We start from the raw sequence: 21,520 nt of genomic DNA on the forward strand, positions 1-21,520 counted from the left end.
AGCGGAGGTGAATCAGATGAAGGTTTACGTCAAGCCGGAGGCCAAGAAGGTCGACCAGGGCACCATCGTCGCCGCTGTCCGCTAGCAGCGACCCCCATGCCACGCCTCCCGCTCGGGGGGCGTGGCATGTCCGCTCCAGTCACCAGCCAAAGGGGAATCGGAAGGCTTATGTGCGGAATTGCTGGATTCGCCCACACGGACGGAAGCGCTCTCGCCGGGTCCGCCGATGCGATTCTCCGGGACATGGCCCATGCGCTGCGGCCTCGCGGGCCGGATGACATGCAGTTCCACCACACCGGGCCGGCGTGCATGTCGTTCACGCGGCTCGCGCTGATCGACCCCGAGGGCGGGCGGCAGCCGTTCATCAGCGAGGACGGGAACGTCATCCTCGCCGCGAACGGGGAGATCTACAACTACCGGGAGTTGAGGAAGGGATTCGAGGGGCGGGTCCGCTTTCGCAGCGAGTCCGACTGCGAAGTGCTGCTTCATCTCTACCTGGAGAAGGGGCTCTCCTTCCTCGACGACGTGCGGGGGATGTTCGGCATCGCCGTCATCGATCTGCGCGAGCAGCGGCTGCTGCTCGCCCGCGACCGGCTCGGCATCAAGCCGCTGTTCATCCACCGCAACCGCGACTCCGTGCTCTTCGGCTCCGAGGTCAAAGCGCTCTTCGCGCACCCCGACTGCCCGCGTGAGCTGGACTGGGCGCGGGCCCTCGCCGACCAGGGGCTCAGCTCCGCGCCCGTGATGAGCCACGACGAGGCCATGACCTGGTTCGTCGGCGTCGATCAGGTTCCCGCCGGGGCCATCGTCGACATCGGCCTGCGCGGTGGGGAGACCCGCGTGCACCGGTACTGGGAGCTGCCCACACCGGCCGACGCCGGCGGGCTGCCCGAGAGCTTCTTCGTGCGGAGCATGGGCGATCTGCTCGCCTCCTCCGTACGGGAGTGCCTGATCGCCGACGCCGAGATCGGGGTCTTCCTCAGCGGGGGCCTGGACTCCGCCGCCATCACCTCGCTCGCCGCCCACACCGGACTGCACACCTTCTCCGCGCTGACCGGCGCCACCGTCGTCAACAAGGACGCGCAGTACGCCCGCGAGACCGCCGACCTGCTGGGACTGCCCAACCACCAGGTCGCCTTCGGGGCCGACCGGATCCCCTCCCCCGACGAGTGGCGGCGGCTGCTCTGGCTGATGGAGACGCCGCTGTGCGGCCCCGAGCAGTTCTACAAGAGCGAGATGTACCGCTTCGCGCGCGCCGCGCGCCCCGAGCTCAAGGCGATCCTGCTCGGCTCCGGCGCCGACGAGTTCAGCGGCGGCTACAGCGTCGCCCTCTCCGGCGGCGGCGACTGGGAGGACTTCGAGGGCAACCTGCGCACCATGGCCCGCCGCAAGGCCCTCGGCTCGCAGTCCGCCCTCTCCGTCTGGTGGGAGGGCACCGACCTGCCGCTGCTCAGCGACGACGCCGTCGGCGCGTACGCCCCCGGCGCGGTGGACGACCCGTACGGCTCCTACCTGGCCTGGAAGTTCCGGGACATGCAGCAGTACAACTTCTGGGTCGAGGACCGCACCGCCTCCGGCAACGGCGTCGAGGCCCGCGTCCCCTTCCTCGACCACCGCATCATCGAGCTGCTCGCGACTGTGCCGCGCGCCTACCGCAAGAGGCTGTTCTGGGACAAGCAGGTGATCCGCGAGGCGGTACGGGACATCATGCCCGCCGAGGTGATCAGCCGGCCCAAGCTGGCCTTCTACGAGGGCGAGGGCGTGCGCCACACGCACCGCACCTTCACCCGCATGCTCGCGCAGAACGGCGACGAGCTCGTCGAGCAGGCCCTCTCCTCCCCGCGCGCCGCCCAGTACCTCGACGGCGCGAACATGCACCGCGCCCTGCGCCGCCTGGAGCGGGACCAAGGCTCCGGGCACGTCGAACTGCTCCTGCGCGTGGTCAACCTGGGCATCCTCGACCTGATGGCCGTCGACGTCCCGGGCAGCCGCGCCCCGAACGGGCCGGCCCCGTACGAACTGCGCGTCACGGACTTCGAGGGCCCCGAGGTCCAGGAGCTCTTCCCACGGCAACTGATCGAGGAGACCTCGGTGTTCCGCCTCGCCGAGGGCGTCCTCGTGCTCGACGACGTGCAGGGTGCGAACACCTCGTACGTCGTGGTCGACGGCGGCATCCGCTTCGTCATCGACCACCTCACCCACGCGGACTGGCTGCGGCTGCTGCGTGGATTCGACGGGCGCCGGCCGCTGTCGGAGGCGCTCGCCGCCACCGGCTGCGCACTCGACGCGATGCGGCCGCTGCTGGACGGATCGCTCGAAGCCGGCCTCCTGGAGTCCGTCGACGCCCCCTGAAAAGTAATCACGAGTGAGGTCATCCGATGACAGCCCATCTCTACTGGGACGAGGTCTGGCGCACCGACAGCGGGCGCACAGGCGACTGGTCGCGGCCGCACCCGTGGGTCGTGGACGAGGCCGCGCGACTGCGCAAGCTCGGCGCGCAGGACGTACTGGACCTCGGCTGCGGCGTGGGCCGGCACGCCCTCTGGTTCGCGGAGGCCGGGTTCACCAGCTCCGGCACCGACGCCAGCGAGGCCGCGATACGCGCGGCCCGCGAGGAGAGCGAAAGGCGCGGGGTGCGGGTCGCCCTCGACATCGGCGACTTCGGCCGGCTCCCGTACGCGGACGACAGCTTCGACTACGTCCTCGCCTTCAACGTGGTCTACCACAACGACGAGGCCGGGCTCGGCCGCGTGCTCGACGAGGTCCGGCGCGTCCTGCGCCCCGGCGGCGTCTACCAGTCCACGATGCTCTCCAAGCGCAACGGCGAGTACGGGCGCGGCACCGAGGTGAGCCCCAACACCTTCCGCCAGCCCGGGGCAGCCGACGACAAGGTGCACCCGCACCTGTACGTGGACGCCACCGACCTGCTGCGCCTGCACCCCGGGTTCCGTCTGCTCGGCGCCACCGACGCCGAGCACGCCGCGCCCGGCTCCTTCCACTGGCACTGCGTGTTCGAGTCGGCGGGGGAGGACGTGGCGGGTACGCACCACGGCCGTTTCGCGCAGAGGGCCGGGGAATAGTGTCGAAGGCGACGCGACTGCGCGAACTGCTGGAGCGCAGGGCACTGGCCCGGATCGTCGGATCCCGGGACGCGCTGACCGCCCTGCTCGTCGAGGAGGCCGGGTTCGACGGCCTGTGGGCTTCGAGCTTCGAGATCTCCGCCTCCCGGGCCCTGCCCGACCTCGGCCTGCTGACCATGTCCGAGCTGCTCGAAGCCTGCTCGCACGTGAACCAGGCGACCGGGCTGCCGCTGCTGGCGGACTGCGACACCGGCTTCGGCGGCAACATCAACGTCGTCCGTACGGTCCGCCAGTTCGAGGCGGCCGATATCGGCGGCATCTGCCTGGAGGACAAGGTGTTCCCCAAGCGGAACAGCTTCCTCGGCGGCGGCCAGAACCTGGAGGACGCGGGCGAGTTCGCCGGCCGGATCCAGGCCGCCGTACGGGCCCGGACCACCGCCGACTTCACCGTCATCGCCCGCGTCGAGGCGCTCATCGCCGGGGCCGGGCTCGCCGAGGCGCTGCGCCGCGCGCACCTGTACGCGGACGCCGGGGCCGACGCGATACTCATGCACTCCAAGAAGTCCACGCCGATCGAGATCCTGGAGTTCCTCCAGGCCTGGCAGGCCCGCACGCCCGTGGTCGTCGTACCGACCACCTATCCGCACTGGGACCTCGCCGAGGCCGAGGCGGCAGGCGTCTCGATGGTGATCTACGCGAACCACGCGCTGCGCGCCTCGGTCTCCGCGATGCGCGACGTCCTCGGCGAGATCCGGCTCCAGGGCGGCACCGGCGGGGTCGAGGACACCATCGCCCCGATGAAGGAGCTGTTCGGCCTCACGCAGGTGAACCGGTGGGAGGAGTGGAGCGCATGATCAGCGCCGAGTTCTTCTGCGCGGAGCTGGACCGCCGCGGGTACGGGTTCTTCAGCGGGGTGCCGTGCTCCTTCCTCAAGGGCCCGTTCGCGGTGCTGGAACAGCGGGAGAGCTACGTACCGGCGCCCAACGAGGGCATCGCGCTCTCCATGGCCGCCGGCGCCGAGCTGGGCGGGACCCGGGCCGTGGTGCTGGCCCAGAACTCGGGGCTCGGCAACCTCCTCGACCCGCTGACCTCGCTCACCATGGCGTACGGGATCCCGCTGCTGCTCTTCGTCAGCCTGCGCGGCTGGCCCCGCGCCGAGGACGACGAACCGCACCACGCGGCCATGGGCGCCGGGACCATCGGCGTACTGGAGGCCCTCGGAGTCGCCCACGGCATCCTCGATCCCACCGAGGAGAGCCTGGGCGGACTCCTCGACCGGGCGGAGGCGGCCCGGCGCGAGAACCGTTCCTTCGTCGTCCTCGTACCCGCGAAGACCGTCGGCGCCCACCCGGCGGCGGCGCCCGCCCCGGACGCGCGGATGGACCGCCGCGACGCGGTGTCCTTCATCGCCGGGCACCTCGGCGACGCGCTGGTCTACAGCACCACCGGCATGATCAGCCGGGAGCTGTTCGGTGTCGTCGACGACCCGCGCAACTTCTACATGCAGGGGTCTATGGGGCATGCCATCGGCCTGGGCCTCGGCACCGCGCTGAACCGCCCCGACCAGGACGTCGTGGTCATCGACGGCGACGGGGCCGCGGTCATGCACCTCGGCGGGCTCGCGCTCGTCGGCGAGCGGCAACCGCCGAACCTGACCCACTTCGTGCTCGACAACGGCGCGTACGACTCCACCGGCGGCCAGCGCACCCGCACCACGGCCGTGCGCTGGGACGAGTTGGCCCTCGCGGCCGGCTACCGCACGGGCGCGGTCTGCCGTACGCCCGAGGAAGTCACCGCCCATCTGGGGGAGATCAAGGGGCGGCCCGGCCCGCATCTGGTGGCGCTGCACATCGGCAGGGGTGGGCCCACGCCCCCGCGGGTAACTTCGGCGCACACCAACGCCGAGGTCAGGGCCCGTTTCCAGGCCGCGGCGACCCGAGCCCGGAAGGAAGACCTGCCGTGACGACCACCGTCATCGCCCATGTCAGCGATCTGCACCTGGACCTCTCGGAGCGCGCCACGCAGCGCGCGCTGACGGTCATGAACCACCTGCGCGACATGCCCGGCCCCATCGACGCCGTCCTCGTCACCGGTGACATCGCCGACCACGCGACGGCGGACGAGTACGCGCAGGCCCGCAAGCTGTTCGACCTGCCGTACCCGGTGCTGGTGCTGCCCGGCAACCACGACCGGCGGGGCCCGTTCCGCGTGGGGCTGCTCGACGCCCCGCGCGAGGACCAGGAGCTGAACCAGGTCGTCCGCACGCCCGGAGCCGTCTTCCTGCTGTGCGATTCGACGATCCCGGGCAGCGACGAGGGCCTGCTCGGCGACCCGACCCTGCGGTGGCTGGACGAGACGCTGACCGCCGCGGGCGGGGAGCTGCCCGTCTTCGTCTGCTTCCACCACCCGCCGGTCGACCTGCACACCCCGTACGTGGACCGGGTCCGGCAGTTCGGCGAGGAGCGCCTCGCCGCGGTGCTGGAACGGCATCCGCAGGTCGTGGCCCTGCTGTGCGGTCACGCGCACGTCGCCGCGGCCACGACGTTCGCGGGGCGTCCGCTGCTCGTGGCGCCCGGGGTGGCCTCGACCGTCCCGCTGCCCTTCGAGGGGCGGCCCGCCGTGGACTACGAGCTGGCCCCGGCGCTGGCCTTCCACGTACTCGACGACCGGCGGCGGCTGGTCACGCACTACCGGGCCCTCGGGCAGCCGCGTCCCGAGCGCTGAAGCCACCGGGAGCCACCGCGAGCCACCGATTGCCACCGATTGCCACGAGAGGTGCTGGGAGAAGGCCATGAGAAGAGTCCTGATCGCCAACCGCGGTGCGATCGCGGCCCGGGCCGTCGACACCTTCCGCACGCTGGGCTGGTCGCCGATCGCCGTCGTCGCCTCATCGGACCCCCAGCGCCTCCACGCGCTCGCCGCGGACGGGTGCGAGTACCTCGAAGGCGACGGGCTCGCACAGACGTACGACCACGCGGGCCGGATCGTCGAGGCGGCCCGGCGCTGCGGCGCCGACGCCGTCTACCCGGGCTACGGGGCGCTGGCCGAGGACCCGGAGCTGCCCGAGCGGCTGGCCGCGGCGGGCATCGCCTTCGTCGGGCCGACGGCTCAGGTGCTCGCGGCGGCCCGCGACAAGGACCACGCGGTCGCCACCGCCGACCGGCTGGGCCTGCCCGTGCTGCCGCACGCGACCGGGCACGAACGGATCGCCAAGCTGGTCGCGGACATCGGCCTGCCGGTCATCCTCAAGCCGGTCACCGGGTGCGGGGGCCTGGGCGTGCGCATCGTGCGGACGGAGCCGGAGGCGGAGCAGGCGCTCGCGCTGATCGGCGCTGACGAGGGCGGCCAGGGTGATCAGGGCGACGGCTGGTACGCCGAGCGGTACGTGGAGCACGGGGCGGTGGTCGGGGTCACCGTCGCCGTGGACGCGGCCGCAACCGTGCACGCGCTCGGCGAGCGGGAGAGCCTGCTGGTCGACGGCAGCATGAAGCTGCTGGAGGCCTCGCCCGTCCGGGGCGTGGCCCCGGAACTGGTCGAGCGGATGCGTGCGGACACGGCCCGGCTCGTCACCGGGATGGGGTTGCGCGGCGTGGCGACGGTCGAGTTCATCGTCGGCTCGGCATCCGACGGGGGCGCCGGCGGCCGGCGCCACTGGTTCCTCGAGGTCAACGGGCGGCTGCCGCTGGCCTACCGGATGTGTGAGGCGCAGACCGGCCTGGACGTGGTGGCCCTCCAGATGGAGCTGGCCCGGGGCGCACTGCCCGCCCCCGGCAGCATCCGCGTCGACCGGGACGCGCACTGCATGGAGGGCCGCCTGTTCATCGAGCCGGCGGCGGGCGGGGCGCCCGGCCGGATCACCGCCCTGGAGCTGGCGCCCGAGCCGGGGGTGACGTACAACTGCGCGCTGGACGTGCGCAGTCCGGTCGTCCTCGACAACATCGTCACGCAGGTCCTGGCCCTGGGCGGGAACCGCGGGGCGGCGGCCGGGGCGGTGCTGCGGGCCGTCGAGGGCAGCGGGGTGTCGGGGGTCGGAACGTGCGCGGAAGAGATAGCCGTGTGGCTGCGGGGTTCGGGGCTGGTCCCGGAACGCCTCGGCAGCCAGGCCTTGGGAGTCTGATCTGAGATGAACAGCAGCGATCCGTTCTCGACCGTCCGCCACCCCGTCGACCGCGCGCTCGCGACGGCCGTCGCCGAGGGCGGGGAGGAGGACGTACGCGCGGACCGGTACCGGGAGTTCGGGGAGACCCTCGGGGACCACGTACGGCGCCACCTCGACGCCCGGCCCGGCTACTTCGTCCTGAGCGGCCTGGACCACCTGAGCGAGGAACAGGCCCGCCGGTTCACGGTCGCCGTCTCCCGGCTGGCCGGGGAGCTGCTGCCGCAGGACGGCGCGGGAGCGCTGCTGCGGGACGTACGGGACCGGGGGGTGCGGCTCGGCGAGGGCGCGACCGGCCGCTACTCGGACAGCAGGCAGGGCGGCAGCCTGCACACGGACGCGGCGCACCGGCCGGGGCGGCTTCCGGACATTTTCACGCTGTTCTGCGTCCGGCAGGCCTCCAGCGGCGGGGCCCTCGTCACGGTGCACGTCAGCGATCTGCTGGAGATCCTCCGGGGCCACCCCGAGGAGCTGGCGGCGCTGCGGCTGCCGGTCCACTTCGACACCCGGGACGACACGCCGGGGGTGCCGCTCACGACCGAGCGGCCCGTACTGGAGTTCAAGGACGGCCGGGAGCGCATGTACTACCTGCGGGACTACATCGAGATCGGACACCGGCACGCGCACGTGCCGCAGCTGACACCCGAGCAGGTCAAAGCGCTGGACCTGCTGGACTCGCTGCTGGAGCGGCGCGATCTGCAGACGCACGGGCGGCTGGCGCCGGGCGAGATGATCTTCATCGACAACCGGTCGATCGTGCACGGCCGGACCGCGTTCGACGAGGAAGAACCGGTGGACGGCGGGCGGCTGATGCTCCGCACCTGGATCGGACTCCCGGCGCCGGGCGGGTCCGACACCGGAGCGGTCGCCGGAGCCGACACCGACGCCGGGGCCGTCCGGTGACCGGGGTCGTCGCCGAGCTCGAACGGCTCGGCCTGGCCGAGTTCCTGGCCGACTTCCCCGGGGACTCGGTGGACCGCCGCCAGTGGGCCGCCGGCGCCCGCGGCCTCGACGGGGAGCTGCGCGCCCTCGCCGGGTTCCTGCTGCTCGGAGAGCCCGTGGCGGCCGACCGGCTGCCGCCCGCCCTCGCCGGGGCACTTCCGGCCCTGGTCGGGAGCGGGGTCGCGCACCGGCGCGGGGACGAGGTCCGGCTGCTCGACGTCAGCCTGTTCCGCTCCGCCGGGGTGTGGCTGTTCGCGGAACCGCCGAGCCCCTTCCCCGTTCGCCACTACTTCGGCCGGGACTCCGTCGCGCTGGCCCGGCGGACCGGGTTCCGGGCGGGGGCGCGGGTGCTCGACCTGTGCTCCGGGCCGGGGTTCCAGGGGCTGGTGGCCGCCCGCGGCGGCGCCCGGGCCACACTGGTGGAGCTGCTGCCCGAGACCGCCGAAGTGGCCCGGATCAACGCGGAGATCAACGGGGTGGCCGACCGGATCGAGGTCCTCGTGGGCGACCTGTACGAGCCGCTCCCGGCCGGTACGCGGCCGTACGACCACGTCATCGCGAACATCCCCTTCCTGCCCACCCTCGCGGCCCCGGGCGAGGAGGCCGCCCACGACGGCGGCGAGGACGGGTTCGGCGTCGGGCGCCGGGTCCTCGCCGGACTCCCCCGGCACCTGGCCGCGGACGGCACGGCCCATCTGACCGCGCTCCTCCTCCAGGCGGGCGAACGGCTCGTCACCGACGGCGAACTGCGGTCCTGGGCAGCGGAGAACGGCTACGGACTGACGGTCACGCTGACCGAGCGGATGGCGGTGGACGCCGACTCCGATCTCGTCCAGACCACGGTCTCGGACCACCTGGAGACCGACCCGCAGGCCGACCCCGAGGAGCTCACCGCGGCCGCCGTCGGCATGTACGCGAGCCGTGGCGCGACGGCCGCCCGACTGGCCTATCTGCGGATCGACGCCGGGATGGCCGACTTTCGTGTCCTCGACCGCACGGGCGGGTGAAGGTGGCTAGCGTGGCCGGCGCACTCGATCACGATCGGGAAGGACGCAGCGTGACGACGGCAGGGACGGCAGGGACGGACGGCGCGGGCAACGGCGGGACGCGGGGCACCGGCGACGACGGGAACGGCTCGCGGAGCCCCGAGCTCGTCGAGCTCACCTCGATACGGGACGCGGAAACCGACCGGTGGAACGCACTCGCGGGTGACGCCGCCCTCTACTCGACCCACCGCTGGCTGCTCTACGGCGAGGAGCTGGCCGACGCCGGCTCCCGCCACCTGGTCGCCGCCTCCGGCGGCTCGTACACGGTCGGGCTCCCCACCCACCGCTTCACCGGGAAGGTCCCGCACTTCTACGATCCCGCCGTCCTGTTCCCCGGCGCCGCCGAGCCGGCGACGCCCGAGCGCCCGCTGCTCCTCGGCGGCACCCGCCTCGGCTACACCAGCGAGGTGATCGTCGCCCCCGGCACGGCCGCACCGATCGCCGCGGCGGGCGTACGGACCGTACTGGAACGGTTCCGCGCGCTGGGCGCCGACGACGGCGGCCTCGCGGCGCTGCTCTACCTCACCGACGAGTCGGTGGAGCGGCTGCTGCCGCACCTGGGCCCCCGGGACCGGGTGGTGATGATGGACGCGACCGCCGTCCTGCCCGTCGACCCCGACGGCCTGGAGGGCTACCGCAGGCGGTTCACCTCGCACCAGTTCACCTCCATCCGCCGGGAGATGCGCCGCTACACCGACGCGGGCTGCCGTACCGAGGTCAAACGCCTCTCCGAGTGCCACCACCTGCTCGGCCCGCTCTCCGCGCAGGTGCTCATCCGGTACGGGCACCCCGTCACCGACGCGAGCGAGTCGGAGCGCTTCGCCCAGCAGGCCACGCTGTTCGACGACAACTGCCGGATCCTGGGCGCCTACCAGGGCGACCGGATGGTGGGCTTCACCCAGTACTTCTTCTGGGGGAGCACCATGTACGCCCGCTCGCACGGGCTGGACGACTCCATCGCCCGCGAGGCCAAGCTCTACTTCAACCTCACCTACTACGAGGCCGTGAAGTACGCGGCGGCCCACGGCTACCACTGCGTGGACCTGAGCTGCGACGCCTTCCAGGCCAAGGTGTCCCGGGCCGCCCGGCTCCAGCCCCTGTGGGGGGTCGTCCTCGACGCCCCGTGGAGCGGTCCGGTCCTGGACCGCGTGCGCGCCGAGGAGAAGGCGCGGCGCGAGGAGTTCGCCTCCCACGACCCGGGGATCGAGTCGCGGGTGGCGCACCTGGTGGACGCGCGCGGCCGGTAGCCCCCGCCGCGCCCCGAAGACGGCCCAGACCGGCCGCGACGCTCACCCGGCCGGTCTGGGCTCCCGTTCCCTCTCCCGTTCCCGCTGGTCACGGCCGCGCTCCGCGATCGCCGCCACCGGCGGCACCGCCGCCCCGGCCGCGACCATGAGCGTGACGAGCACCGCCCACCCCAGCGGGCCCGCGCTCAGGCACAGCGCGTTCAGCACGGTCGGCGCCACGGCGCCGCCGATGCCGACCCCGACGGAGAACACGCCCTGGTACTCGCCCTGCGCGTGCTCGGGGGCCAGCCCGAACGACAGCGCGTACTCCCCCGCCGTGAACAGCATCTCCCCGAAGGTCAGCGCCGCCGCGCCGAGCAGGATCAGCCCCATCGCCGCGTACATCGGCACGTGTGCGGCGGCGAAGACGATCCCCATCGCCAGCGCGATGACGGGGCCGCTGCGCCGCATGGCCAGCGCCCCGTCGCGCGGGGTCTCGACCCCCTTGGCGACCTTGGTCTGGAGCAGGACCACCAGCGCGCAGCTCAGCGCGAAGACCAGCGACACCGTCCAGCGGGGCGCCTTCGTGTACTCGGCGATCCACACCGGCATGAGCACCGTCATGAAGACGTCGAACATGACGAGGGTGCCCGCGAGCACGCTGACCGCGAGGAACGGGCGGTCCGTGAGCGCGTAGTGCCCTCTGCTCCCCGGCTCCTTGGGGATCGGCGGCAGATGCGGCAGCCGGGCCACCAGCACCGCCGCGACGAGGTACGAGACGACGTCGGCGCAGATCGCGATCACGTACGCGGTCCGGGTGTCGGCCTGCAGCGCCAGGCCGCCGAGGAGCGAACCGGAGACCATCGCGAGGTTCTGGAGGGAGTAGATCCGCGCCCGGTACGCCACCCGGTCCTCACCGCCGACGTACGCGATCAGCGCCCCGCTGATCGCGGGGAAGGCGCCGCGCCCCAGGGCGATCAGGGTGATCACCACGAGGAATCCGGTCATGCCCTCCACCAGCAGCAGCGCGCCCGCGGCGACCGCCTGGGCGATCAGCCCGGCGATGCCCACCTCGCGCGGCCCGAACCGGTCGGCGAGCCGGCCGACGACCGGCCCGGCGACCAGGCCCGCGAGCCCGGCCGCCGTCAGCCCCATGACCACGTTGCCCGTGGACAGGCCCACGGACCGGACGAAGAAGAGGACTTGGAGAGGGGCCCAGCTGCCCGCCCCGAGGTAGCGGACGAACAGTGCGGCCGCCAGGCCGCGTCTCAGGCTCCGTCCGTCGCGCAGCATCAGTGGCCCGCCGGGGTGTCGGCGACAGCGGTGCGGGGGTCGGCCACCGCGGGGCGGGGGTTGACCTCGACGCCCAGCTTGGGTGCCAGCAGTTTGCGCAGCTGCTGCGCCGCCGCCTCGGCGGTGTTCGCCCGTACGACGTCCCAGCCGCGCCGGGCCGCCCAGTCGAGCATGACGTCCCGGACGGCGGCCTGGTGCTTCAGGAAGCTCTCCGGCCGGCACTGCGGGTCCCGGCCGCATTCGTACGGGGTGATGTCGCCCTTCTTGCGGCGCAGTGCCTCCTCGGGGGTGACGTCGAAGAAGACGACGCTGTCCACAGGGGCCATGGCGTGCACGATCGCGTCCACCAGCTCCTCGGGACAGCCCGCCAGCAGTTCGGTCGCCGCGTGCTTGACCCAGTAGCCGTCGAGGACGACGAGATCCGCCTCGGCGGCTCGGGCGCGCTCGGCGGCCAGGGTGTTGAGCCAGCCGAGGAAGAGCATCCGGGCCGGGTTCGGCATCTCGGCGATGCAGACCCGCAGTTCGTCGAGGGTCGTGCCGCGCAGGAAGCGGGCCTGCGGCACCTCCGACTCCTCGAACACCTGCCACTTGCCGACGACGCGGAACGACAGGCCCTGGCTCTCGGCCCAGCTCTGCAGCCGCTTGACCTGCGTGCTCTTGCCCGCGCCGTCGGGTCCGTCCATCGCAACGATCACTGTTCGCATCCCTTCGGAAGATCCGCCACGGGCCATCGCCGTGCGGAAGTCATGCGGTGGTGGGGGTGCTGCCGCGGTGGTACGGCCCCGGCGGGTTCGGCCACCTCTGCGAGCTCGGTGCGGGCCGGGGTCTGCACATCGGTGGCGAACTTACCGAGCGCCGCCGCGGCATGCCCGAGGACGGCGCCCGTGTCGCCGATCGGCGTGCGCAGGGCGTGCCAGGGCAGAACGGGCTCCGCGGGCCCCGTCTCGGCGGCGAAGGCGGCGATCAGCTCCCCGGCGTCCGCACCCCCGTCCAAGTCTGCTTCCGCTCGTGCGGACACCGGCCGCGCGTACTCCGGATGGCCGGCGAGCGTGCCCAGCCGGGACCGGGCCGGGGCGGCTTCGGCTTCGGCTTCGGCTTCGGCTTCGGCTTCGGCTTCGGCTTCGAGCACCGCCTGGGCCCGGGCGGTGTCGGTGAGGGCCTCCCCGGTGGCGGCGGCGGCCCGGACCGGTGAGAGGAGACCGGTGTCGGGGGTCGTGCTCGGGCGGCCCATCAGGTGGCGCTCCTCGTCAGGGTGTCGTGGCGGCGGTCCGCCCCGCGGGCGAGGCCGAGGACGGCGCGGGCCATCGCGTCGGAGTCGCCGAGGATCACCGAGTCGACGCCCGGCCGGGCCCCGGCGGCCGTCACCCAGTGCACGCCCTCGGTCGGCACGCCGTACGCGAAGCGCCGCTCGTGCGCGGCGCCGGCCGCGTCGATGAGGTGGTACGGGCGCTCGGTGACCGCGATGCCGCCGGTCCGGTACGGGCCGCGCCCGTCGTCGATCACGTACGGGACGCACTGGCCGGTGGCGTACAGGTACCCCAGCAACGGGTCCCCGGTGCGCGCCACATCGGGCTCGGGCAGCCGCGCCTCGATGAACGCCCGCGCGTGCACCGCGTCCCCGCCGACGCGGGGCGAGCGGGCGGTGAAGCGGCCCGCGGCCTCGTCCGCGCCGAACTCCGCCCCCGGACCGAGGACGGTCAGCACACCGGCCTCGATCAGCGCGATCGCCTCCCGGATCCGGCGCGGCGGCGGGCCGATCGAGAGGTAGGCGTTCAACGGCCCGTAGCGGGCTGTCAGTTCGTCGCGGTAGTCCGCGCCGGATATCCCGCCGTGGTCGACCAGCAGCCGCACCTCGTTGCGCAGGTCGCGCAGTACGTCGAGGGCCGCCTTGTACGGGCCGTCGACGTTCCCCGCGTTCGCCTCGGCGACGTCCCGGCGCAGGTGCTCCAGCAGCCGGCCGGTGAACGCGGCGCGGTCGGCGAAGACGCCCTCCCCGCAGGGCCGGGCGACGCGCTCCCAGTCCCAGTACCGCCCGGGCGGTACGCCCAGCGCGTCGAGCAGCCGGTCGCGGTCGTACGGGGTCCAGGGCCCGGCCGCGCTCCGTTCGAGCAGCCGCGCCGCGGCCTCGGGGCGGCCGTCGGCCCGCAGCAGGGCCGCGTAGTAGACGGTCTCGACCTCCTGGGAGACCAGCGGCCAGATGTCGCGCCGGAAACAGGGCCGCCGCGGGCCCCGGCGCAGCCGGGCCACCGTCGCCGGGGTGAGGACGAGGGGGAGGTGGCGGCCGTGCGCGCCCTTCTGGTTCTCCCCTCGGGCCTGGTAGGGCACACCCCGGCGGGAGCCCGCGTACAGCACGGGTTCGCGCCCGGAGCGGTGGTAGACCAGCCCGGCGTCCTTGGCCTCGTACGCCCCGCCGCGGCCCTCGGTCAGCAGGGCCATGTGGTCGAAGAAGTTGAGCCCGAGGCCGCGCAGCAGGACCGGCTCCCCGGGTGCGATCCCGTCGAGCCGGGCCTCCGCCGGGTTCCCCGGGGGCAGGTAGCAGAGCCCGCGGCGGGCCGCGAACCGCGCGAGGGCGGCCTCGGCGGGGGTCGGGGAGACCGGCAGGTGCCCTTGGGCCAGGACCACCGCGTCGAGCCCGGACAGCACCGTGCCGTCGTCCAGGATCACCCGGTCGCGGCCCGGCACGGAGGTGTCCGCGTCGAGCCGCACAGCCCGCGCGGGGTGCGTACGGATGTCCCCCGCGCTCCGCCGGACCACCGTGCGCAGCACCCACTCCAGGTAGCGCCCGTAGAGGGCCCGGGTCGGATAGCCGTCGGGGCCCGGCACTTCCTCCCCGGCCGGGGAGGCCCCGCCGTGCAGGGCGGGGTCGGCGGCCCAGGCGGCCAGGTCGGGGCCGGGCCGCACCGGGCCGTCCATCGTGACGCTGTCGTCGGTGAACAGGGTCACCTGGGAGGCGACCGTGTTCATGAGCAGGTGCCGCGACTGGTCGGAGCGCCACACCCGGCCGCTGCCCGGGCGCGGGTCGACGAGGTGGACCCGCAGCCGCACCCCGGCCGGCAGCAGCTCGTCCGCGTTGGCCGCGAGCCGCTCCAGGACGGACAGCCCCCGCGGGCCCGACCCGATGACGCAGACCGTCAGCCGGCCCTCCCCGTGACGGTGTTCGTCAGTACGAGGCGAAGTACTCACGGTGCTCCCATGCGGTGGTCTCCCCCGGTCCGGCGGGGCCCGCGACGGCCAGCCACTCCCCGAACCGGGCCACCTCGCTCCGCTTGAGCTGCGCCAGGCAGTCCTGGAGCGGCTTGCCCAGCAGGTCCCGGGCCAGGGCGCTGCCCTCCATCGCCGCCACCGCCTCCGCGAGGTCGCGGGGCAGCGCGGCCGCCGTCGGGGCGTGCGGGTCCTCGGCGAGGGCGCCCGGCCGCAGCCCGCGCTCGATGCCGTCCAGACCGGCGGCGAGCTGTGCGGCGAGGTAGAGGTACGGGTTGGCGCAGGGCTCGCCGATCCGGTTCTCCACGTGCGTGGACTCCTCGCCGGGGCCGCCGAGGACCCGGACCAGCGCGCCCCGGTTCTCGGCGCTCCACACGATCCGGTCCGGGGATAGCGAGAACCGCGCGTCGAGCCGCCGGTACCCGTTGACGGTCGGAATGCAGAACAGCGCGGTGTCCGCGGCGTGTTCGAGCAGGCCGGCGACGTAGCCGAGGCCCTCCTGCGACAGCAGCGCGCCGTCCTCGGGCGACGGTGGCACGAAGGCGTTGCGGTCGGCCGCCGTGTCGAACAGCGACTGGTGCAGGTGCCAGCCGCTCGGGTCGAAGCGTTCCAGCCGGGGCAGTGACATGAAGGAGGCGTGGTGGCCGAGGCGGGCGCAGATCTGCTTGGCGATCGTACGGAAGAGCAGCATGGCGTCGGCGGCGTCGAGGCCGTTCATCGGGCTGAAGGTGAACTCCAGCTGTCCGGGCCCCGATTCGTGCTCTACGGTGCGCAGCGGCAGTCCGAGCTCGCGCAGGGCGCGCGCGAGCGGGGTGACGAGGTGCATCAGGCCGTCGGTGAGGGTGTCGAGGTTGAACTGGTAGCCGCCGTTGACCGGTTCGACGGCGGGCGGCTCGCCCTGGACGCCGAATCCGCCGACGGTCGCCGCGGCCCTCGCGGCGGCCCCCGGCCCGTGCTCCGCGCCGGTCAGCCGGGTCACGTACCACTCCACCTCCAGGCCGACCACGTACCGCCGGCCGCGCTCGGCGGCCCGGTCGCACTGGCGGCGCAGGACGGCGCGGCTGGACAGCGGGTGGGCGGTGCCGTCGCGCAGGTACTCGTCGGCGATGACCCAGCCGGTGGCCGCCTCGGTGTACGGGAGCACCTTGAAGGTGAGCGGGTCGGGGACGATCAGGAAGTCCCCGGCTCCGGTCAGTTCGGGTACGCCGATGCCGCCGCCGGGGGCGAAGAAGTCGACGCCCACGGCGTGCCCGGTGTCGAAGACGAAGGGGCCCGGGCTCATGTCGATGCCGTTGCGCAGCGCCGTGCGGAAGGCCTCGACCGTCAGGGTCTTGGAGCGCATCAGCCCGTGCGGATCTCCGAAGCCGACCCGTACGAACTCCAGGCCCGCCAGGGTCTCCTCCAGGGCCGCCGCGGCGGCCCGCCGGTCCGCGCTCCACAGGCCGTGGCGCTCGACGAAGCCCACGCTGCCGGTGGCGAAGCGGGCGTAGCGGCGCTCGTCGGCTTCGCGGGCGGTGATGGCCTCGGTCATGTCGTTTCCCTTTCCGGTTCCGGCTGCGGCGATCGCGCGGAGAGCGCCGCGTAGTGGTGGTGCCAGGGGCGGGCCTGTTCCAGCTGGTACGCGGCGGCCAGGACCCGCAGGTCCTCGCGTCGCCCGCCGACCAGTTGCAGGCCGACGGGCAGGCCCTCGGGCGAGAGCCCCGCCGGGACGGACACGGCGGGCTGGCCGGTCAGGTTGAAGGTGTAGGCCTCGGGGGCCCAGGCCAGCCAGGACAGGACCCCCTTGGGGACCGGGTCGGGCGGCTCGTGCCGGTCTGCGGCGAACGGGGCGATGGCCACGGTCGGCATGGCCAGCAGGTCGTACCGCTCCATCAGGGCCGTGCTGCGGGCCCGCAGCACGGCGCGCGCCTCGTACGCCCGGGCCAGCCGGGCGGCGCTGAGCGTGCGCCCGTACCGGATGACGCGGAGCCGGCCCGGGTCGAGGCGGCCGGCGACCTCGTCGAGGTCCAGGGGGTGGGCGGCCGCCTCCCAGCCGGCCAGGATCGTCTCCAGGGCCGCGTACGGGTCCTCGAAGGGCGGCGGGATCTCCTCGACCTCGTGCCCCCGGGCCGCCAGCGCCTCCACTGCCTGCCGGGCGACGGCCGCGATGCCGGGCCGCGGCGCGGGATCGCCGAGCGAGGGGATCCAGCCGATGCGCAGGCGGGGCATCCGCGCGGCCGCCTCCCCGGGATCCCCGGCCGGCTCGCCGGATGCGCCGTAGGACAGCGGGTCGGCGGCGTCGTGGCCGGACATCACCTGGGTGAGCAGGGCCGCGTCGGCCACGCTCCGGGTCAGCGGCCCCAGATGGGACAGCTCGTCCGGGCTCTGGGGCACGTACGGGATCCGGCCCAGCGAGGGTTTGAAGCCGACGACCCCGCAGAAGGAGGCGGGGATGCGGATCGACCCGGCGCCGTCGGTGCCGGTGGCGCCGACCCCGATGCCCACGGCCACCGAGGCGGCCGCGCCGGCGCTGGAGCCGCCGGGGGTCAGGGCCGGGTCCCACGGATTGCGGGTCGGGCCCTGCAGCCGGTTCACGCCGGCCGCGCTCCATCCGCCCTCCGAGGTGTTGGTCTTGCCGATGACGATCGCGCCCGCCGCCCGCAGCCGGGCCACGGCCGGGGCGTCCCGGCCGGGCACGGCGTCGGCGTGCAGCAGGGAGCCGCGGGTGGTCCGGATGCCCTCCGTCGGGGTCAGGTCCTTGACGGAGACGGGCATGCCGAGCAGCGGCCGGTCCCGCCAGACGGCGCTCCCGTACCGGTGGAGGAGCCGGTCCGCGGCCTCGGCCTCGGCGGTGGCGCGCTCGCGGGCGAGCGTGAGGAAGGCGCCGATCCGGGGCTCCCACCGGTCGAGCAGGCGGAAGGTGGCGGCCAGGTGCTCCGAGGGCAGCAGGCTGCCGTCCCCGTAGGCCGCGCGGAGCGCGCGGATGCCGGCGTACGGCGGTTCGGACGGGCCGGGTGCGGCGGGCAGGTCAGGCGCCATGGAAATCCCGGTACCAGCCGTTGTCGAAATCGCGGACCTCCAGGCCCCGGTCGGCGGCCGCCTGGTGCAGGAGTGCCTGGATCCGCCCGGCCACCATGGCCGCCCGCAGGTCGGCCCGCTCGAACTCGGCGCCCGAGGTGCGCAGCAGCCGCAGGTCGTAGAGGCCGGGGCGGTACGCGCCCTCCAGCACGATGCCGAGCGGGATGCGCAGGGCGTGACGGACGCCGAAGGTGACGTGCCCGGTGTGGTGCTGGTCGGACCAGTTGGTGATGTCGGCCGTCATCGGCGCGAAGAACCAGTCCTCGCGGCCCGGGGTCTCCTCGGTCCACGACATGCTGTGCGGCAGGTAGTGCCAGGTGTTGTAGCGCATCCGCGCGCTGTAGGCGGAGAGGGTGCGGGCGAGGGCGGCCCGGTCCTCGGCGAACTTCCGGGCGAACGCGGCGCCCGGTGCGACGCAGCAGTAGAAATCGCGGGTGGCCAGGGCGATCCGGTCCTCGGCCGGGTGGCCGCTGTGCAGGACGGCGACGCTCTTGGGGCCGCGGCCCATCACGACGTCGCAGTCCAGGGCTCCGGCCAGCGTCTCGAAGAACCGGTGCAGGAATCCCTCGTACGCGCTGGTGAACCCGGCGGGCGGGGCGAGCCGTACGACGCGCTCGACGACCTCCTCGGCATACGCCCGGACCGTCGCGGGCGCCGCCGCCACGGGGAAGGGGCGGCCCGCGGCGCCGGAGAGCAGGCCCGCCACCGGCGCCGGCAGCTCGTCCCAGCCGAGGGGCTCGGCCATGATCCGCTCGCGTTTGTGCAGCGAGGCGCCGTTGATCTCGCGGTAGAACACGGCGCCGCCGCGTAACCGCTCGGCGCGGGCGGCGGCGCAGGCCGCGGCCAGGGCGTCGAGGGCGGCGCCCGTCGGCAGGCCGGCGAGATCCGGGACCGGGGCCCCGTACGTCTCGATGCGTTCCCGGAGGAAGCCCGCGAGCAGGTCGGGGGTGAGCTGTACGCCGTTGAACTCCTCGGCCCGGACCGGGGAGCCCGAGCTGATGAGTGCGTGCAGGCAGACGACGAAGGTGGCGTCCTCGGGGGCCCACCGTGCGGCCGGGGCCTCCCGGAGCGCGGTGAGTACGGAACGCTCGGCCCCGGCGGCCAGCGAACGGCCGGGCAGATTGCTGAACTTGCCGAGGTTGCTGTAGAAGCGGTCGCCGACGTAGAGCAGTACGGGGGCCATGTGGAGCAGGGCGTGGCCGACGGCGTCGATCCTCGCCCGGACGCGATCGGCGTCCTGCTGCGCGAGCCAGCGGTGGACCTCCTCGAACTGGATCCGCTGGACGTCCTGGGCCAGCGCCCACAGCCGGCCCAGGGACTCCGGCCGGTTCTGCCATTTGAGGGTGCCGAGCGGCTCGGCCTCCTCGGGGCCGGCGGGCCGGGTGCCGGCCGGGACGACGCGCAGCCGCCCGGTCCCGGTCAGCACCAGCAGGTCCCCGCCGCCGTCGTCCGGCGTGGTTCCGGGGCCGCCGGTCGGGGCGAAGCCCGCGACCTGGGACTCGGCGATCTCCGTGTACACGCGCTCGCCGAGCCCCATGGCCGCTCGGCCGATCCGTTCGGGGACCATCCCGTCGAGGGTGGCCGCTATCCGTATCGCGTCGGCGGCCAGGCCGCAGGCGCGGGCCCGTTCGGCGGCCGCCTTGACCTGGGCATCGAATCCGGGCGTCTTCAGCTGCATTGTCGTCACCTACGGAACGTCATTCGACGGCGGTTCGGGATCGGGGCGGCGCGGCCGGCGGACCGTCCCGCCCCGCGGGGCCCGGGTTCAGCCGAGCGCATCGAGGGTCCATGCGGACTCGTGGCGGCTGAACCCGAGGTGCGGGTAGTACGCGACGGCGGCCGGGGCCGAGAGCAGCACGAGCTTGGCCTGCGGCGCGGCCTCCCGGGTGGCCCGGATCAGGTCCCGGCCCACGCCGCGGCGCTGGAACTCGGCGTCCACGGCGATGTCGCTCAGGTACGTGACGTACGAGCCGTCGGTGATCGAGCGCGCGATGCCGATCAGCCGCCCGTCGAGGCGGGCGGTGATCACGAGGTTGGCGCCGGCCAGCATCCGGGTGAACCGCTCGACGTCCTCGACGGGACGGCGCTCGCCGAGGGTGGACGCGCGGTACAGGGCGGTGACTTCGGCGACGTCGAGGCTGGCACCGACGACGGGCTCACACTTCCACATGCTGTTGCAGCTCCTTGCTCAGTTCGTCCAGTCGGGATTTGAGGTGGTCGCGGTTTCCGAGGAAGCGCCGCGGGTCCATGTGATCGGCGGTGACGTCCACACCGCGGGAGCCGAGGCCGTCGGCCAGGCTGGTGCCGCGCTCCCAGGCCTCGGTGGCGGCGGCCTGGACCAGCCGGTAGGCCTCCTCGCGGTCCCGGCCCCCGTCGACGAGGTCCAGGAACACCTCCGAGCTGTAGACCAGGCCCCGGGTGGTGTCGATGTTGCGGGCCATGCGCTCGGGGAACACCCGCAGCCCGCGCAGCAGTGCGGCCGCCGAGACCAGCTGGTAGTGGGCCACGGTCAGGCTGTCGGGCAGGATGACCCGCTCCACGGAGGAGTGCGCCAGGTCCCGCTCGTGCCACAGGGCGACGTTCTCGTAGGCCGCCCCGGCGTTGGAGCGCAGGATCCGGGCGAGACCGCACAGCCGCTCGCTGGTCGTCGGGTTCCGCTTGTGCGGCATCGCGCTCGACCCCTGGTAGGCGCTGGTGCGCGGCTCGTCGACCTCCCCGACCTCGGTGCGCTGCAGCATGCGCATCTCCAGGGCGAACTGCTCGACGACGGCCCCCGTCACGGCGAGCGCGGAGAGCAGCTCGGCGTGCCGGTCGCGCGCCACGACCTGGGTGGGCATCGGCTCGACGCCGAGGCCGAGCTGCCCGCAGACCCATTCCTCCACGTACGGGGAGATGTGCGCGTAGGTGCCGACGGGACCGGAGAGGGTGCCGACGGCCACGGCGGCGCGGGCGGCGGTCAGCCGGGCGATGCAGCGGTGGAGGGCGAAGGCGTGCACGGCGAGCTTCTGGCCGAAGGTGGTGGGCTCGGCGTGGATGCCGTGGGTGCGGGCGATGCACACCGTGTCCCAGTGCTCCAGGGCACGTTCCGCGAGCAGTCCGGCGAAGGTGCGGGCGGCGTTCAGCACGTGGTCGCACGAGCGGGCCAGGAGGTGTCCGAGGGCGGTGTCGACGAGGTCGTAGCTGGTCATCCCGTGGTGCACCCACCGGGCGGATGCGGCCGGCATCGGCTCCGTGTAGGCCGCGAGGAACGCGAGGATCTCGTGGTCGCGGGTGAGTTCCAGCTCGCGGACCCGTGCGACGGCGGGGACGGGGGCGCGGCGGATGTCGGCCAGGCTGGCCTGGTCCACGATGCCGAGTTCGGCCTGGGCCGTCGTCGCCAGTACCTCGACGCGCGTCCAGGTGGCGTACTTGTGTTCCTCGGTCCAGAGCTCGGCCAGCTCCGGAGTGGAATAGCGTTCGATCAAGGTCGGTTCTCCTCGGATCTCCCCGTCGGGCGGCATGGCGGGGGACGGGACGTGG

Annotated in this window: 18 protein-coding genes; 9 read left to right on the top strand and 9 right to left on the bottom strand. The window is 73.7% G+C overall.

All coding sequences use genetic code 11. The features are described 5' to 3' along the window. Positions 1–168: 168 nt before the first annotated feature. The 9 genes from asnB to ACFXGI_RS08525 all read left to right on the top strand — a co-directional run bounded on the left by asnB (position 169) and on the right by ACFXGI_RS08525 (position 10,471). Positions 169–2,352, top strand: a complete 2,184-nt coding sequence (asnB, locus tag ACFXGI_RS08485) for an asparagine synthase (glutamine-hydrolyzing) (RefSeq protein WP_384704688.1) — start codon at positions 169–171, stop codon at positions 2,350–2,352. Positions 2,353–2,378: 26 nt separating this feature from the next. Beyond that, complete coding sequence (locus ACFXGI_RS08490; protein WP_384704689.1) at positions 2,379–3,080, top strand: class I SAM-dependent methyltransferase; 702 nt, start codon at positions 2,379–2,381, stop codon at positions 3,078–3,080. Further along, complete coding sequence (locus ACFXGI_RS08495) at positions 3,080–3,934, top strand: isocitrate lyase/phosphoenolpyruvate mutase family protein (protein WP_327132970.1); 855 nt, start codon at positions 3,080–3,082, stop codon at positions 3,932–3,934. The genes ACFXGI_RS08490 and ACFXGI_RS08495 overlap by 1 nt, the downstream gene beginning before the upstream one ends. After that, positions 3,931–5,043, top strand: coding sequence for a phosphonopyruvate decarboxylase (gene aepY, locus ACFXGI_RS08500; protein ID WP_384704690.1), 1,113 nt, complete (start codon positions 3,931–3,933; stop codon positions 5,041–5,043). Before ACFXGI_RS08495 ends, aepY begins: the two co-directional genes overlap by 4 nt. Beyond that, positions 5,040–5,804, top strand: a complete 765-nt coding sequence (locus ACFXGI_RS08505) for a metallophosphoesterase (protein WP_384704691.1) — start codon at positions 5,040–5,042, stop codon at positions 5,802–5,804. Before aepY ends, ACFXGI_RS08505 begins: the two co-directional genes overlap by 4 nt. A gap of 67 nt (positions 5,805–5,871) precedes the next feature. Continuing rightward, positions 5,872–7,197: a biotin carboxylase N-terminal domain-containing protein gene (locus ACFXGI_RS08510; RefSeq protein ID WP_384704692.1), complete on the top strand. Its 1,326-nt coding sequence runs from the start codon at positions 5,872–5,874 to the stop codon at positions 7,195–7,197. 6 nt (positions 7,198–7,203) lie between these two features. Then, complete coding sequence (locus tag ACFXGI_RS08515) at positions 7,204–8,139, top strand: TauD/TfdA family dioxygenase (protein WP_384704693.1); 936 nt, start codon at positions 7,204–7,206, stop codon at positions 8,137–8,139. Beyond that, complete coding sequence (locus ACFXGI_RS08520) at positions 8,136–9,185, top strand: methyltransferase domain-containing protein (protein WP_384704694.1); 1,050 nt, start codon at positions 8,136–8,138, stop codon at positions 9,183–9,185. Before ACFXGI_RS08515 ends, ACFXGI_RS08520 begins: the two co-directional genes overlap by 4 nt. Before the next feature lie 50 nt (positions 9,186–9,235). Continuing rightward, positions 9,236–10,471: a GNAT family N-acetyltransferase gene (locus ACFXGI_RS08525; protein WP_384704695.1), complete on the top strand. Its 1,236-nt coding sequence runs from the start codon at positions 9,236–9,238 to the stop codon at positions 10,469–10,471. 42 nt (positions 10,472–10,513) lie between these two features. On the opposite strand, the gene ACFXGI_RS08530 is transcribed toward ACFXGI_RS08525, so the two are convergent. The 9 genes from ACFXGI_RS08530 to purB form a co-directional block, all read right to left on the bottom strand. Beyond that, the gene (locus ACFXGI_RS08530) at positions 10,514–11,743 is read right to left on the bottom strand and encodes an MFS transporter (protein ID WP_384704696.1); all 1,230 of its coding nucleotides are present in this window, start codon (positions 11,741–11,743) and stop codon (positions 10,514–10,516) included. Then, on the bottom strand, positions 11,743–12,426 hold the full coding sequence (locus ACFXGI_RS08535; RefSeq protein ID WP_384704697.1) for a thymidylate kinase: 684 nt from the start codon (positions 12,424–12,426) through the stop codon (positions 11,743–11,745). The genes ACFXGI_RS08530 and ACFXGI_RS08535 overlap by 1 nt, the downstream gene beginning before the upstream one ends. 8 nt (positions 12,427–12,434) lie before the next feature. Next, on the bottom strand, positions 12,435–12,974 hold the full coding sequence (locus ACFXGI_RS08540) for a hypothetical protein (RefSeq protein WP_384704698.1): 540 nt from the start codon (positions 12,972–12,974) through the stop codon (positions 12,435–12,437). After that, positions 12,974–14,926 (bottom strand): FAD/NAD(P)-binding protein, encoded by a 1,953-nt coding sequence (locus ACFXGI_RS08545; RefSeq protein WP_384704699.1) that lies wholly within the window; start codon positions 14,924–14,926, stop codon positions 12,974–12,976. The genes ACFXGI_RS08540 and ACFXGI_RS08545 overlap by 1 nt, the downstream gene beginning before the upstream one ends. Continuing rightward, on the bottom strand, positions 14,904–16,475 hold the full coding sequence (locus tag ACFXGI_RS08550) for a glutamine synthetase family protein (RefSeq protein ID WP_384704700.1): 1,572 nt from the start codon (positions 16,473–16,475) through the stop codon (positions 14,904–14,906). Before ACFXGI_RS08550 ends, ACFXGI_RS08545 begins: the two co-directional genes overlap by 23 nt. After that, entirely contained in the window at positions 16,472–17,962 is a 1,491-nt protein-coding gene (locus tag ACFXGI_RS08555) for an amidase (protein ID WP_384704701.1), read from the bottom strand. The genes ACFXGI_RS08550 and ACFXGI_RS08555 overlap by 4 nt, the downstream gene beginning before the upstream one ends. Next, positions 17,952–19,688, bottom strand: a complete 1,737-nt coding sequence (locus ACFXGI_RS08560; protein ID WP_384704702.1) for a hypothetical protein — start codon at positions 19,686–19,688, stop codon at positions 17,952–17,954. The genes ACFXGI_RS08555 and ACFXGI_RS08560 overlap by 11 nt, the downstream gene beginning before the upstream one ends. Positions 19,689–19,766: 78 nt before the next feature. After that, positions 19,767–20,171, bottom strand: a complete 405-nt coding sequence (locus tag ACFXGI_RS08565) for a GNAT family N-acetyltransferase (protein WP_030152790.1) — start codon at positions 20,169–20,171, stop codon at positions 19,767–19,769. Further along, positions 20,158–21,465: an adenylosuccinate lyase gene (gene purB / locus ACFXGI_RS08570; protein WP_384704703.1), complete on the bottom strand. Its 1,308-nt coding sequence runs from the start codon at positions 21,463–21,465 to the stop codon at positions 20,158–20,160. The genes ACFXGI_RS08565 and purB overlap by 14 nt, the downstream gene beginning before the upstream one ends. Positions 21,466–21,520 lie beyond the last annotated feature (55 nt).

The organism is Streptomyces sp. NPDC059355 (assembly GCF_042752335.1).
GTDB lineage: Bacteria > Actinomycetota > Actinomycetes > Streptomycetales > Streptomycetaceae > Streptomyces.

What these genes read in the sequence shown, in the direction of transcription:
- asnB (WP_384704688.1), top strand. Translation starts at nt 169, where the DNA reads ATGTGCGGAATTGCTGGATTCGCCCACACGGACGGAAGCGCTCTCGCC.
- ACFXGI_RS08490 (WP_384704689.1), top strand. Translation starts at nt 2,379, where the DNA reads ATGACAGCCCATCTCTACTGGGACGAGGTCTGGCGCACCGACAGCGGG.
- aepY (WP_384704690.1), top strand. Translation starts at nt 3,931, where the DNA reads ATGATCAGCGCCGAGTTCTTCTGCGCGGAGCTGGACCGCCGCGGGTAC.
- ACFXGI_RS08510 (WP_384704692.1), top strand. Translation starts at nt 5,872, where the DNA reads ATGAGAAGAGTCCTGATCGCCAACCGCGGTGCGATCGCGGCCCGGGCC.
- ACFXGI_RS08515 (WP_384704693.1), top strand. Translation starts at nt 7,204, where the DNA reads ATGAACAGCAGCGATCCGTTCTCGACCGTCCGCCACCCCGTCGACCGC.
- ACFXGI_RS08530 (WP_384704696.1), bottom strand. Translation starts at nt 11,743, where the DNA reads ATGCTGCGCGACGGACGGAGCCTGAGACGCGGCCTGGCGGCCGCACTG.
- ACFXGI_RS08535 (WP_384704697.1), bottom strand. Translation starts at nt 12,426, where the DNA reads ATGGACGGACCCGACGGCGCGGGCAAGAGCACGCAGGTCAAGCGGCTG.
- ACFXGI_RS08540 (WP_384704698.1), bottom strand. Translation starts at nt 12,974, where the DNA reads ATGGGCCGCCCGAGCACGACCCCCGACACCGGTCTCCTCTCACCGGTC.
- ACFXGI_RS08550 (WP_384704700.1), bottom strand. Translation starts at nt 16,475, where the DNA reads ATGACCGAGGCCATCACCGCCCGCGAAGCCGACGAGCGCCGCTACGCC.
- ACFXGI_RS08555 (WP_384704701.1), bottom strand. Translation starts at nt 17,962, where the DNA reads ATGGCGCCTGACCTGCCCGCCGCACCCGGCCCGTCCGAACCGCCGTAC.
- ACFXGI_RS08565 (WP_030152790.1), bottom strand. Translation starts at nt 20,171, where the DNA reads ATGTGGAAGTGTGAGCCCGTCGTCGGTGCCAGCCTCGACGTCGCCGAA.